The sequence below is a fragment of the Mesorhizobium sp. B2-1-3A genome, from assembly GCF_006442655.1.
In the GTDB taxonomy this organism is placed as follows: Bacteria; Pseudomonadota; Alphaproteobacteria; order Rhizobiales; family Rhizobiaceae; genus Mesorhizobium.
This window is the reverse complement of the sequence record NZ_VFWK01000005.1, coordinates 677,329-689,672: the sequence shown is the minus strand read 5'-3', so window position 1 is coordinate 689,672 and position 12,344 is coordinate 677,329. Positions and strand designations below refer to the sequence as shown.

Here is a 12,344-nt window from a genome sequence, read left to right as displayed (position 1 = left end):
TCGGCACACCCAGGCTGCGTCGCTACGCGGCGCGTCTTGTACCCATGTTGCTTAACAGAGGATATGGCTATGAGAAACTTCGACTCGCTCTACCGTTCGACCGTCGGTTTTGACCGTCTGTTTGACATGCTCGACACCAGCAGCAGGCCCGACTGGCCGCCCTACAATATCGAAAAGAAGGCGGATAACGACTACCGCATTACCATGGCGATCGCCGGCTTCGGCCCTGGGGAGGTCGAGCTCTCCCAGCACGGTCCTGAACTGATCGTCTCGGGCCAGAAGGCGCCCGACGCGGAGGAACGCCAGTTTCTGCACAAAGGCCTGGCGATCCGCAATTTCCAGCAGGCCTTCAGGCTCGCTGACTACATGAACGTCGTCGGAGCTACGCTCGACAACGGCATGCTGGCAATCGATATCGTCCGGGAGGTCCCAGAGCAGATGAAGCCAAGGCGTATTTCCATCGCCAGTCCCGAGCCAGCGTCGCTTGCGCAGGACCGCGAACGTCCGCGCAAAGCTGCTTAACCCTACCTTCAACCCTGCGGTCCCTCCCGGCTTTGCCGGGAGGCCTGATTGCGGAGAACGGAGATGAACCCGAAACACCTCTTATCGGAAAGTTTAACCTCTCCCTTGGCCGGAAACGCGGTCGCTCACGTGCTATCGAACCCGGACATCAGCCTCGCCGATAAACGGGCAAAGCTGGCCTCCTGGGCATCAGATGCGAAGGCCGTACCTGGTTGTCCGACGCTGCGACAGATTGAGGGAGGAACCTTAGTCCCTGTCGAGACGATCCTCGAGGCCTTGAAGACCATGGAGGCCGACTTTACCGCGGCGCCGTCGGCAAAGCTGCGCGGCGCGTCACAGGGCACCGCGCGCCGCCGGATCTCGTCGCCCCCACCTGGTTGGCGTTGGTGGTCGCGACGCTTCCGCCGTGACGACGACGATAACCCACCGCCAAGCCCGGCGCTCATTGCACCACGTCCGTCGGGGCATGGAGGCCCGGCCGCAGCAGTCCCCGAGCCTGCCGTCTGCGCCTAGGTGCGCAGTTTGCCACGACAAATGCGTCGCTTGCGGGGAACACCCCGCGCCATCGCAAATTAAGCTACCGCCCGCTTGAGTTGGATACGGGCGGCCGACAGAAGAGGAGGAGGACAATGATCCCTCAAACCAAGCAGCCGCAACTGGACGACCTGGTCGAGCATTACATCGAAGTGAAGAAGAAGCGTTCCAGCGTGGTGTCCGCAAGACAGGCGGAGAAAGCGATCCGAACGGTCATGCCGGACTGCCCGCTGGATGGGAAGGCGTTCGACACCTTGGTGGCGGCTAAGGCATTGGCTCATGGACTTGCTGTCGCCTTCGAGGCTCCTGCCGCCTAGGCGCTGCATGAGCCGTTCGACACTCCGGGATGAGCCTATCGGCTCGACGGCCGTTCACATCTGCGTCGACATGCAAGGCATGTTCCTCGCGGATACGCCTTGGGCACTACCGTGGATGGAGCGCGTGCTGCCAAATGTGGTGGAGCTCTGCAGGGCACACCCGAACCAGCTTTTGTTCACGCGCTTCATCCCGGCACGACGGCCCGGTGCAGGGCAGGGGACGTGGAAGCGCTACTATGAGCGTTGGGCGACCATGACGTTGGACCACTTGACTGCCGACCAGGTGCGTCTTGTACCTGAACTCAGGCAATTCGTCCCGCCGGCGCTGGTCGTGGACAAGCCGATATACTCCCCGTGGCTCGGCTCGGATCTTCGCGCAAGGCTCGCCGCCCGAAGCTGCGACACCATCATCGTCACCGGCGGTGAGACCGACATGTGCGTGCTGTCGACGGTGCTAGGGGCTGTAGACTACGGGCTGCGCACCATAGTGGTTCGCGACGCGCTGTGCAGCGCCTCCGATGAAGCGCACGAGGCGATGCTGAGCCTTTTCAGCAACCGGTATGGACAACACATCGAGACGGCTTCGACAGAAGACATCCTGGAGCGTTGGGCTCCCAACGCTTTGGCCTAGCACTTGGCTTAAGGCGCTTTCTGTGCGTTGGCGCCCACGAACGCCAGAGGCGCCTCAAGGCGCCAGACTATTTTCCGATCGCTGTGTTCCAGCTCTCCGGTTCCGCCCAAGGCTTGCGGGGCCACACGTCGCAACACCACGCTTCCAAAGCCGGGCTTATTGATCGACTGCACGGCGGGCCCATCGCGCTCAACCCATTCCAAGGTGAATCTGCCTTGGTCGGTCACGGTCCACGTCACATGCAAAGACCCTTCATGCCCTGCCAAAACACCGTACTTGGCAGAGTTCGTGCACAGTTCATGGAAGGCAATACCCAGGTACTGAACGGCGTTAGGACTGAGAACGAGCTCAGGACCCGCTGTTGTGATCAGTTCGCCGCGGGGGAAAGGCTTGGCCTGCACCTCAAGAAGATCCTTTAGTGTTGCGCCTTTCCAATCGACCGAAACAAGCAAATCGTGAGAACGGGAGAGGGCCATAATCCGCTCCCGGACCTGTCGTTCAAACTCGTCCGGGCTCTGCGAGCGTTTGTTGGTTTCCCGGATCATCGACAAGATGACCGCATACTGGTTTTTGACCCGGTGATTGACCTCGCGCATCAGCATGCGGATGCGATGCTCGCTCTCCTTCGCAGCGCTGACGTCCCGTGCAATTTTCGAGGCGCCGACGATGCGCCCGGCGGCATTGCGCACCGGCGAGATCGTAAGGGAAACCGGGACCAGTTCACCGTTTTTTCGTCTGCGGATGGTTTCAAAACTTTCCACCCGGACACCTGCCCGAATCTGCTCGATGATCCGAGGCTCCTCGTCCTGATGATCGGGAGGGATGAGCATGGTGATATTTTGGCCGATAGCCTCCTCCGGCGGGTATCCGAACAGACGCTGTGCGCCGCTGTTCCAGGTCTGGATGACGCCGTTCAGGTCTTTGCTCACGATCGCATCGAAAGAGGATTCTACGATGGCAGACAGCCGCTGGGCGGCCTCCTCGCCGGCTTTGCGGTCGGAGAGGTCGAGAAGCATATTGACGCCACCGGTCAGATTTCCCTCAGCATCATGCAGCGGTGTCGGAAACGGCAGAAACGGAAAGAACGACCCGTCAGGCCGCTGCCCGATGGCCTCGACGTCGCGGACGGGGCGATTTTCCTTGAGCGCGATTGCCATCGGACATTCGTCGCGTGGCAGTTCCTCACCCTCAGCCGTGTACAGGCGTAGGGTCACGCACCATTCATCTACTCCAATGACCGGTTCGCGACCCGCAAGATTCGCTGCGGCCCTATTATAATAGGTGATTTTGCCAGCAACATCAGTTGTGTATACCGCCATCGGAAGAGCGTCCAAGACTTGATGAAAGCGGGACTTTTGTCCCGTCATCGCCTCCTCGACCGCTTTGAAACGGGTGACGTCGATCGTGAAGCAACGCGTATGCTCCAGCTTTCCGTCCTGATAAGAGCCGCTGGAACTAACCTCGACCTGCCGTAGGGATCCATCACGGGCACGCAGCGTCGCCGGGTGCCTGGTTACGGCCTCGCCGCGGTTCAGTCGATCCAGGATATCCCGAATGGACGCCTCATCAGCGTGGTACGCGACGATATTCGAGCCGATATATTCGTCCGCGGTGACCCCAAGCAGGTCGAGTTCTGCATTGTTGGCATGAAGGATACGCCCTTCGGCATCGACCACATGCAGACAAACGCCGCCGTTTTCAAAAAAGTCCGCATAATCAATCGGCGATAGCGAACGCCGGGACGCGTTGGTGACAACCGACGTCATTAAGTAAGCCACTGCTCCAATGGGTATAACAATGGGTAATGTGCGATACCCAGAAGGGTTCCGTTGCCGGCTATCAGTCGGTCGGCTTCGAAAGACTTGATGGCCGGCGCTGCGCGCGCTGGCGCAGAGCGTCCTGAAACGCAACTGCGGCGGCATCGCAGCGATGTTTGGACGGGCCGTTGATCGTCAGGACCACTTCTGCAGCCTTGGCTGTCAAGCCATGTTTGGCGGCAAACTCCAACACATCATAGGGGAGGTCGCCTGAAGCTGTTTTCTTGCCTTGCATGAGCACATCCCTCCATCCAGAAGCGCATCAGGCGATCCTACCTGTATGGCGGGCACGGGGGAAGGTGGCCCAAACGCGGTGCAGAAGCTGCGCCCGGGAGGAGAGAAGGTCCCGACCCAAGGGGCGGGACCCGTGTACTTAGGCTGCCTTTTGTTCTGCGGCGCGGTCGTTGACACCAGCCTCACCGAGCGACGTCAGAGCCTCGTCGGTGGCCTTTTCCTCTTCCAAGGTAGCGTTGAGAAGCTCGACCACGTCATCCTTGCCGAGGGATGTGGCCCAGGCGATCAACGTGCCGTAGCGGGCGATCTCGTAGTGCTCGACGGCTTGGGCGGCGCCGACGAGCCCGGCATCCAGCGATGGTGAGCCCTTGTACTCCTCGAGGATTTCGGTGCCCTCTTCGAGAATGCCGTCGATCGCCGGGCAGGTTTTGCCGCGCGCCGGTGCACCGATGATATCGAAGATCTCTTCCAGACGTTCGACCTGGCCTTCGGTTTCGGCGCGGTGTTTCTCAAACGCAGCGGTCAGCTGCTCGTCGTCGGCGCCCTTGGCCATCTTCGGTAAGGCCTTCAGGATCTTCTTCTCGGCGTAGTAGATGTCCTTGAGGCCGTCGAGGAACAGATCCTCGAGGCCTTTCGTGCTGGCAGTCGCTTTCTTCGTGGCGGCCATGTGGATTCTCCCTGTTGGTGATTGTGCCCGCTGGAACGGACTCGCTGTCAACTTCTCGTGTCAGGGACAGTTCCGGCTCGCGGCAGAGAAATCTGGCAGGCGGCTGATCATCGTTGTGCGGTCCAGCGGAACCTAGCCGTTGGTCTTAAGTTCTCGTTTCAAACGGAGTTTGGAACCATGGCCAATCGAAAATCTCCCGCCCAACCGTCCGCTGAGTCTGATGCTCGAGGGCAATCCGAAAAGAATCACGAGGGCGGCGACAACAACGGCGTTTCAAGCGCCGAGCCTCGGGTGATCTCGGGCGACGAAGAGGGGGATGCGACGTTCCCTCTTCAAAACAGAAAAAAGCGTCCCAAAGACAACTAAATGCGGGAAGGAGGAGAACGGTGCAGGCTGTCAAAGCTCTGAAGGGGCGACTTACCGGGGGAAGGCCCGGCGATGTGACCGCTTTCGTGACGCCCCGCAAAGCCAACACTATGCGCTTCGCCGATGACGGACTCATTCCCAATCACCCGGCATGGCCGCTGCTGATCTATCGCACCCCGGTAGCGCTGTCGAAATCCCTGGATCCGGCCGCCGTAATGGAAGCCGTGTTTGAAACCAACGGATGGGGCGACAGCTGGCGGAACGGCATTTATCCCTATGTCCATTACCATTCGCGTATTCACGAGGTTCTCGGTGTGGCGCGAGGTAAAGCCAGCGTGCGCTTTGGCGGCGAAAAAGGGCGCACAATCCTCCTTAAGGCCGGCGACGTTGCGGTCTTGCCTGCTGGGACCGGTCATCAATGTCAAGCGGCTTCAGACGATTTCCTGGTGGTCGGCGCTTATCCGCCGTTTGGCACTTATGACGAGTGCACGAAGCCTAAACAGCACGAGGCGGCCCTCCATTCGATCGCAGCTTTGCCTCCTGCCGAGACCGATCCGGTGTTTGGGACCAAGGGACCGCTCATCGAGCTATGGCGGTCATGAGTGCCGCGCCTGTCGGTCGTCGCCACCTTCCGAAGCCGGGCACGGTGCGCTGGGGGGATCTAGATGAGGTCGAGCCGATCAGCCGGGCGTTCGGCGGTGACCGCGGCGCGCCGGTTGACCGGTACTACATTGAAGCCTTCCTGGATCAGTTCTCCGCAGACGTTAAGGGCCACGTCGCCGAGATCGGCGACGATGCTTACACCCGCCGTTTCGGCGCGAACAAGGTGACACGCTCCGACGTTATCGACGTTCCCGGGAGTTCCAATCCGCATGCAACCCTCAGGATCGATCTTCAAGCAGAAGACTCTCTGGCGGGATGTGGCTTTGACTGTCTGATCGTCACACAGACGTTGCATATGATTTACGACCTGCGCGGGGCTCTGGGCTCGGTCCACCGTGCGTTGGCTCCCGGCGGGACTTTGCTTGCAACGGTACCCGGGATCACGTCGATTGATGCCTATGACGGTCCTGAGAAGTGGTTCTGGGCGATGACCCAGTCGGCGGCCCGGCGCCTATTCGCCGAGCAGTTCGGGGCCTCGAACGTCCAGGTGTTTCAGTACGGTAATGTGCTGGCGGCGACGGCATTTTTGCAAGGTCTTGCCTTTGAAGAAATGGACCCCGCGAAACTGGACATCGTCGATCCACTCTATCCCGTGATTACTGGGATCCGAGCGTGGGCGACCCCCTCCCAGTCGCCGGGATATTCGGACACGATCCCCGGCCACTCAGCTGTGCCGACAAGAATGCCTGTCTCGCCGGCCGCAACGATCTCGGGGATACCGCCAACCCCGATCGCCACCACCGGCACGCCCGACGCCATCGCTTCCAGAATGGTCAAGGGCATGGCATCGGCGCGCGACGTATGCAGCAGCACATCGAGCGCCGGATAGATCCGGCTTGGATCGCGCACGAGCCCGACCATGTGGATACGCGCCGCAAGTCCATGCTGGCGCACCAGGGCGAGAAGATTTTGTTCCATCGAACCAGTGCCTATGACAGCAAAATGGACTTCCGGCCTCTGTTGAAGGATGAACTCTGCGGCTTTGATAAACTTGTCGGGCCCCTTTTCCCACGCCAGCCGACCGACAAAGCCGACAAGCTTGTCGGTAGGCCCCACACCAATCGACTGTCGAAATTCCCCAGGCTCGGCCGAGAGGGGATGATACACGCTGAGGTCAATCCCATTGGGAACAAGGCTGACAGATTCGAAGGGCAGCCCGACGGCGAGCGCCTGTGACCAGGCTTCGCGGCACACCACAATGGTGTGACTTCCCGTGGTGCGGGCAACGCTTATTTCCTGGGGCTGGAGGCTCATGCCGTGAAGGGTCGCCACCACCGGAATACCGCTCAGCCTGCCCGCGATCGCCGCAACAGTGTGCGCATTCATGAGATGGGCGTGGATCAAATCCACTCCGGTCTCCCGCACCAGGGTACAGATGAGCTCGATCGATCGCCACGGCGGATCATCGCGCAGCGGGGCGATGTAAACGTCGCGGCCGGCGGCGCGCAGACTATCGGTCAGCGCGCTTTCAAAGGGACAGACAACCGAAACCCTGAATTCGTCGGCCGACAGGTTGGCGGCAAGGTTGCGTACGTAGTTTTCCATACCGCCGATAATCGCGTTGCCAAGGACCTCAAGGATGTGGAGTCGCTCGTCGGGCTGCCCGCCGCTGAGCACACGTGGAGTCCGTCCCATCAAGCACTTTCCTTTGCTGTGGGAAGTCGCAGCCACTCGGCAGCCGTCCCGCCCATGATCGCTTCCCGGTCATTATGTGTCACACCGAGCTCGTCGAGGAGCTCGGTCACCTCATCCATGGCACTCCGAATATGAGCCCCGGGACAGGGTAAAAACCGGTCGCTGCCGAATTGCAGAGATCGTGGCCCGATGACATCCAAGGCTTTGCGAAATACCTCCGCCCGGTAGATCGGAGGCGGCCCAAACGACAGGTCGAACCGGAACTGGCTTTCGGCTGGAGGAACGCCGTTAATGCGGTCAATGACCCCAACAGCGTTGGCTTCATCGCACCAAGGCCATCCCAAGTGGGCCAAGGTGACACGAAGGCCGGGGTGGTCGCGCACAGCTTCATAAAAAGATGGGCGGCAGTAGCGGCCTGAACGTCCGTCGATAAAGATCCCGCTGTGGAAGAGGATCGGCAGTTCAAGCCGAGCAGCCACTTCATAGACGCGGTGAGCGCAATCATCATAGGGGTACCACCCGGTCGGCACCATCTTCAGGGCCCGGATTCCCGGGAGGGCTGCGGCTTCCTCGAGATCCTCCGCCGCCTGCGGGTGCAGCGGATTGACGACCGCAAATCCCACGAGGCGTTCAGGGTGGTGCTTGACCAGCTCGGAAAGATACCGATTGCCGGCCCGCAAGGACGCCCTGTCGTCCAGCGAATAGGGGGCAGTCAGGAACGGGGCGAGCAAAAAGGCGATATCAACGCCTGCTTCATCCAAGGACTGCAGAACGCCATCAGTCGTCTCCTGGCCGGACGTGTGCAAGTGGGCATCAATGATCATGGGCGCTCTCCGCCCGCTCAACTTGCGCCGGCCAAGGCGGTTCCCGCCTTAGCGTGAAATCGCACCATCCGGGGGACTCGCCGGCTAACGAACCGAAAAATGACTGTGAGGTTGGAACCGGACACTTACACGGAGCTTCCTGCCCAAGAAGACCACCCACCCTCAATGCGGATGAGTTCAATGGATCAGACTGTATCCAACCCTTTACTATTGTCGCATCGCACCCCTCTGCTCCTCTGTCTTTCGCACCTGCGGTGGGACTTCGTCTTTCAACGCCCGCAGCATCTCATGACGCGCGCGGCGGCTGCGTTTCGCGTGGTGTTTTTCGAGGAGCCGCTATTCGAGCTCGTGACAACGCCCGCTTTGCGCAGGCGCTCCGTGGCGTCGAACCTCGAGGTTGTCACGCCGATCCTGCCGATCGGATACCCGTCTTCGGCGACCGATCGAGCCCTCACCGACCTGGTGGAGGCGTTAGTCGCCGGCATCGATCACGACCAGCTCGTGACCTGGTACTACACACCAATGGCACTGAAATTCAGCGCTGGCCTGCAAGAAGATGTCTGTGTTTATGATTGCATGGATGAGCTCTCGGCGTTCAAGAACGCACCGCCAGAGCTGACGAGGCTTGAGCACGACCTGTTTGCGCGGGCTGACGTCGTGTTCACGGGTGGCAATAGCCTTTATCAGGCCAAGCGCAGCCAGCATCCGTTGGTCCACGCTTTTCCGAGCAGCATCGATACCGCCCATTTTCAAAAGGCGCGGCGTGCGCAGCCTGATCCGGCGGACCAGCAGTCGATCGCGCGGCCGCGCGTCGGGTTCATGGGCGTGGTCGACGAACGCTTCGACACAGATCTGGTGGCGCGAACGGCCGAGGCGATGCCCGACGTGCAGTTCATCACGATTGGGCCCGTGGTCAAAATTGATCCCGCCTCGCTCCCGCGCCGGCCCAACCTCCACTGGCTTGGCCCCAAGCGCTACGCAGAATTGCCTTCCTACATGGCGGGCTGGGACGTCGGCTGGATGCCTTTCGCGTTGAATGAGTCTACAAGGTTCATCAGCCCCACAAAGACCCCTGAATTTCTCGCCGGCGGCCTGCCGGTTGTGTCTACCGCAATCGTCGACGTCGTCCAGACCTATGGGCGGCGCGGGTTAGTCCGGATCGCGGACGCCGAGTCCATGAGCAGCGCCCTGCGCTCGGCAATAGGCACACGGGGACGGGGGCTCGCTGCCGCTGATGCGTTCCTGGCCCGCTCATCATGGGATTCGACGTGGAACGCGATGGTGGACCTCATTGAGACGGCCACGATCACAACGCCGGCGCCGGCCGGCGCGGTGCCCGGCTATGTTTGATTGGCTGATCGTCGGAGCCGGCTTTGCCGGGAGTGTGCTGGCGGAGCGTCTGGCAAGCCAGCGGGGTGAAACCGTCCTGCTGGTGGATCGCCGAAGCCATATCGGCGGTAATGCCTTTGACTGGTATGACGAGGCCGGCATTCTCGTGCACCGGTACGGCCCGCACATTTTCCACACCAATGCCGCCTCTATCGTTAGCTATCTATCCCAGTTCACCGACTGGCGGCCCTACGAGCACCGTGTCCTCGCCAATGTCGACAGTCAGCTACTGCCCATTCCGATCAATCTGGATACGATCAATCGGCTCTATGGGCTGGATCTCACCTCCTCGCAGATGGAGGCGTTCCTCGCCGCGCGGCGCGAGAATATCGCGGAGGTGCGCACGGCCGAGGACGTCGTGGTCGGTACGGTGGGGCGAGAACTCTATGAAAAGTTCTTCCGGGGCTACACCCGCAAGCAATGGGGCGTTGATCCCTCGCAGCTCAGCAAATCGGTGACGGCACGGGTCCCGACGCGGACCGATCGCGATGACCGGTATTTCAGCGATAGCTTCCAGAGTATGCCCGCGGGCGGTTACACGCGCATGTTCGAGCGGATGCTGGCGAATTCCAAGATCAAGGTGATGCTGCAGACCGATTACCGTGAAATCCGCGACGTCATCCCGCATCGCCGTCTTATCTACACCGGTCCCATTGATGAATTCTTCGATTTTCGGCTTGGGAAACTGCCCTATCGGTCGTTGCGTTTCGAGCATGTCACGCTGGACCGGCCGCATTTCCAGCCGGTGGCAGTCGTCAACTATCCCCAGACCGAGGCATTCACCCGGATTACCGAATACAAGCATCTGACCGGGCAGGACCACCCGAAGACCAGCCTGAGCTACGAATACCCCACAGATGAGGGCGATCCCTATTATCCGGTTCCGCGGCCGGAGAACGAAGCGCTGTACAAGCAATACGAGGCGTTGGCATCGCAAAGTGAAACGCTTTTTGTCGGCCGGCTGGCCACTTACCGGTATTACAACATGGATCAGGTGATCGGACAGGCTTTGGCCACGTTCGCGCGCATTCAAAAATGCGACGCGGAGGACGCCCCTTCACGCCGCGCTGCGGGGTCCTGATGGTCGACGTCTGGGGCGGTATCGAATGCAGCTTGGTCAGGATCGGTGACACCGTCCGCGACCAGGTTGCTGAAACCGGTCATGCCGATCGCATCGACGATCTCGATCGTATTGCCGCGCTGGGGATTCGTACGCTGCGCTACCCGGCATTATGGGAGAATGTCGAAGCCGTCAGGGGACAGTATCATTGGGACTGGCTGGACGAACGGCTAGGCCGATTGCAATCCTTGGGCATCACGCCTCTGGTCGGACTGCTGCATCATGGAAGCGGCCCGAGCTGGACGCACATACTGGCACCAGATTTCACTGACTCTCTTGCCGATTTCGCGGGTCGACTGGCGCATCGCTACCCATGGCTTACGGTGTTCACGCCCGTCAACGAGCCACTCGCGACGGCACGTCTGTCGGGACTTTACGGGATCTGGCAACCTCACGGCACCGATGAGGCGACCTGCTTTCGGTTGCTGGTTGCGCAATGCCGGGCCATTGCGAAGGCCATGGTAGCTATCCGCCGCATCACCCCGCAGGCCCAATTGCTGCAGACAGAAGACGTTGGAAAGATCTTCGCGACGCCGCCGCTTCAGTATCAGGCCGATTATGAAAACGAGCGACGCTGGCTGTCGCTTGATTTGCTCTGCGGGCGCATCGATGAAACCCACAATTTTTACGACCGGCTCCTCGCGGCGGGCGTTGACGCGGATCATCTCGCTGACCTCAGCGCAAAACCGTGTCCTCCCGACCTTCTTGGCGTCGATTATTACCTAACCAGTGACCGCTACCTCGACCACTCTGTCGAACGGCATCCCAACGAGCCAATGGGTGGCAACGGAGTTGAGCCCTACGTCGATATCGCAGCCTTTCGCGGCGATGGTCCTGCTGATGAACTGGGCCTGCGGCCCAGGCTTCACGAGGTCTGGAACCGCTATCGAATTCCTTTGGTGGTCGGCGAACTGCACAATGGCTGCACGCGCGAAGAGCAACTTCGTTGGTTCCTTGAGGGCTGGCGCGCGGCTGAGGACTGCAATCGCGCGGGCGCCGACATCCGGGCTGTGACAGCCTGGTCGCTGTTCGGCGCGTTTGACTGGAATTCGATGATGCGCCAATCGGATGGCTACTACGAATGCGGCGTGTTCGACGCCCGCGCGGATCCGCCCCGTCGGACGGTTATTGCCGATGCCATCGCCGCGCTTGCGCGTGGACAACCGTACGACCATCCGGTGCTCGCGCAGACCGGCTGGTGGCGCCCGCCGTCACGGTCCGGGGCCGCCACGCCCACCATTCAAATGCGCGGATTTGGCCGTGTGCTATCCAGCCTTGCAGAGTGCTGCAGCCGGAGACGCCTTACCGCCCAGGCAGCGCACGAACGGGCAGGGGAGCGAGCATGGGTGGAAATCTCAGTAGAAGCCGGGCCCGCTCCGGTTTTGCATGCCCACTATAGCGATGGCGCGACTTTCGGATTTCATACTTATAAGGAGGCTGATTGGATGGCCGCCTGCAACGCGTTCCTTGATCTGGTTGTCGACGGGCTCGTTGGCGAATTCCGGCTGGTGGAGGCGTCCGCGAACAATCAGTACCGGATTATCGAGCTCGCACAAAACACAGCCGTGGGGTCCCGTCGAGAATAACCAACGGGGCCTCGACCCTGTCGCGACCCCGTTTGGCGT

14 protein-coding genes are annotated in these 12,344 nt (G+C 60.7%); 8 read left to right on the top strand and 6 right to left on the bottom strand.

Annotated elements, in window-relative coordinates; genetic code table 11:
• Positions 1–69: 69 nt before the first annotated feature.
• The 3 genes from FJ977_RS23665 to FJ977_RS23655 all read left to right on the top strand — a co-directional run bounded on the left by FJ977_RS23665 (position 70) and on the right by FJ977_RS23655 (position 2,004).
• Positions 70–522, top strand: a complete 453-nt coding sequence (locus tag FJ977_RS23665) for an Hsp20 family protein (RefSeq protein WP_140774570.1) — start codon at positions 70–72, stop codon at positions 520–522.
• A 629-nt stretch (positions 523–1,151) separates the two neighbouring features.
• On the top strand, positions 1,152–1,373 hold the full coding sequence (locus FJ977_RS23660; protein WP_140774569.1) for a hypothetical protein: 222 nt from the start codon (positions 1,152–1,154) through the stop codon (positions 1,371–1,373).
• Between the two features lie 7 nt (positions 1,374–1,380).
• Positions 1,381–2,004, top strand: a complete 624-nt coding sequence (locus FJ977_RS23655) for an isochorismatase family cysteine hydrolase (protein WP_140774568.1) — start codon at positions 1,381–1,383, stop codon at positions 2,002–2,004.
• Between the two features lie 8 nt (positions 2,005–2,012).
• Here FJ977_RS23655 and FJ977_RS23650 read toward each other — a convergent pair whose 3' ends face one another.
• The 3 genes from FJ977_RS23650 to FJ977_RS23640 form a co-directional block, all read right to left on the bottom strand.
• Positions 2,013–3,770 (bottom strand): PAS domain S-box protein, encoded by a 1,758-nt coding sequence (locus tag FJ977_RS23650; protein WP_140774567.1) that lies wholly within the window; start codon positions 3,768–3,770, stop codon positions 2,013–2,015.
• Between the two features lie 73 nt (positions 3,771–3,843).
• Positions 3,844–4,056, bottom strand: a complete 213-nt coding sequence (locus FJ977_RS23645) for a hypothetical protein (RefSeq protein ID WP_140774566.1) — start codon at positions 4,054–4,056, stop codon at positions 3,844–3,846.
• Between the two features lie 138 nt (positions 4,057–4,194).
• Positions 4,195–4,722 (bottom strand): ferritin-like domain-containing protein, encoded by a 528-nt coding sequence (locus tag FJ977_RS23640; protein ID WP_140774565.1) that lies wholly within the window; start codon positions 4,720–4,722, stop codon positions 4,195–4,197.
• A 177-nt stretch (positions 4,723–4,899) separates the two neighbouring features.
• Here FJ977_RS23640 and FJ977_RS23635 point away from each other — a divergent pair, with 177 nt between their 5' ends.
• Together FJ977_RS23635 and FJ977_RS23630 are read left to right on the top strand one after the other, a co-directional pair.
• Entirely contained in the window at positions 4,900–5,088 is a 189-nt protein-coding gene (locus FJ977_RS23635; protein ID WP_140774564.1) for a hypothetical protein, read from the top strand.
• Positions 5,089–5,108: 20 nt separating this feature from the next.
• On the top strand, positions 5,109–5,690 hold the full coding sequence (locus FJ977_RS23630) for a cupin domain-containing protein (RefSeq protein ID WP_246683297.1): 582 nt from the start codon (positions 5,109–5,111) through the stop codon (positions 5,688–5,690).
• Between the two features lie 59 nt (positions 5,691–5,749).
• Here FJ977_RS23630 and FJ977_RS23625 read toward each other — a convergent pair whose 3' ends face one another.
• The 3 genes from FJ977_RS23625 to FJ977_RS23615 all read right to left on the bottom strand — a co-directional run bounded on the left by FJ977_RS23625 (position 5,750) and on the right by FJ977_RS23615 (position 8,210).
• A complete protein-coding gene (locus FJ977_RS23625; RefSeq protein ID WP_140774563.1) occupies positions 5,750–5,986 on the bottom strand; it encodes a hypothetical protein in 237 nt (78 codons plus the stop codon).
• 350 nt (positions 5,987–6,336) lie between these two features.
• Positions 6,337–7,386, bottom strand: coding sequence for a glycosyltransferase family 4 protein (locus tag FJ977_RS23620; protein ID WP_140774562.1), 1,050 nt, complete (start codon positions 7,384–7,386; stop codon positions 6,337–6,339).
• On the bottom strand, positions 7,386–8,210 hold the full coding sequence (locus tag FJ977_RS23615; protein ID WP_140774561.1) for an amidohydrolase family protein: 825 nt from the start codon (positions 8,208–8,210) through the stop codon (positions 7,386–7,388). The genes FJ977_RS23620 and FJ977_RS23615 overlap by 1 nt, the downstream gene beginning before the upstream one ends.
• Before the next feature lie 180 nt (positions 8,211–8,390).
• Between FJ977_RS23615 and FJ977_RS23610 the strand changes: the two genes are divergently transcribed.
• The 3 genes from FJ977_RS23610 to FJ977_RS23600 are packed head-to-tail and all read left to right on the top strand — an operon-like array spanning position 8,391 to position 12,305.
• Positions 8,391–9,560, top strand: a complete 1,170-nt coding sequence (locus FJ977_RS23610; protein ID WP_246683294.1) for a glycosyltransferase family 1 protein — start codon at positions 8,391–8,393, stop codon at positions 9,558–9,560.
• Positions 9,553–10,680 (top strand): UDP-galactopyranose mutase, encoded by a 1,128-nt coding sequence (glf, locus tag FJ977_RS23605; protein WP_140774560.1) that lies wholly within the window; start codon positions 9,553–9,555, stop codon positions 10,678–10,680. Before FJ977_RS23610 ends, glf begins: the two co-directional genes overlap by 8 nt.
• On the top strand, positions 10,680–12,305 hold the full coding sequence (locus FJ977_RS23600; RefSeq protein WP_140774559.1) for a dTDP-4-dehydrorhamnose reductase: 1,626 nt from the start codon (positions 10,680–10,682) through the stop codon (positions 12,303–12,305). Before glf ends, FJ977_RS23600 begins: the two co-directional genes overlap by 1 nt.
• The last annotated feature ends 39 nt before the right edge of the window (positions 12,306–12,344 follow it).

Bases quoted from the DNA above. Each gene is read 5' to 3' on its own strand.
- FJ977_RS23655 (WP_140774568.1), top strand. From the start codon at position 1,381: ATGAGCCGTTCGACACTCCGGGATGAGCCTATCGGCTCGACGGCCGTT.
- FJ977_RS23640 (WP_140774565.1), bottom strand. From the start codon at position 4,722: ATGGCCGCCACGAAGAAAGCGACTGCCAGCACGAAAGGCCTCGAGGAT.
- FJ977_RS23645 (WP_140774566.1), bottom strand. From the start codon at position 4,056: ATGCAAGGCAAGAAAACAGCTTCAGGCGACCTCCCCTATGATGTGTTG.
- FJ977_RS23615 (WP_140774561.1), bottom strand. From the start codon at position 8,210: ATGATCATTGATGCCCACTTGCACACGTCCGGCCAGGAGACGACTGAT.
- glf (WP_140774560.1), top strand. From the start codon at position 9,553: ATGTTTGATTGGCTGATCGTCGGAGCCGGCTTTGCCGGGAGTGTGCTG.
- FJ977_RS23660 (WP_140774569.1), top strand. From the start codon at position 1,152: ATGATCCCTCAAACCAAGCAGCCGCAACTGGACGACCTGGTCGAGCAT.
- FJ977_RS23610 (WP_246683294.1), top strand. From the start codon at position 8,391: ATGGATCAGACTGTATCCAACCCTTTACTATTGTCGCATCGCACCCCT.
- FJ977_RS23620 (WP_140774562.1), bottom strand. From the start codon at position 7,386: ATGGGACGGACTCCACGTGTGCTCAGCGGCGGGCAGCCCGACGAGCGA.
- FJ977_RS23600 (WP_140774559.1), top strand. From the start codon at position 10,680: ATGGTCGACGTCTGGGGCGGTATCGAATGCAGCTTGGTCAGGATCGGT.
- FJ977_RS23635 (WP_140774564.1), top strand. From the start codon at position 4,900: ATGGCCAATCGAAAATCTCCCGCCCAACCGTCCGCTGAGTCTGATGCT.
- FJ977_RS23650 (WP_140774567.1), bottom strand. From the start codon at position 3,770: ATGACGTCGGTTGTCACCAACGCGTCCCGGCGTTCGCTATCGCCGATT.
- FJ977_RS23665 (WP_140774570.1), top strand. From the start codon at position 70: ATGAGAAACTTCGACTCGCTCTACCGTTCGACCGTCGGTTTTGACCGT.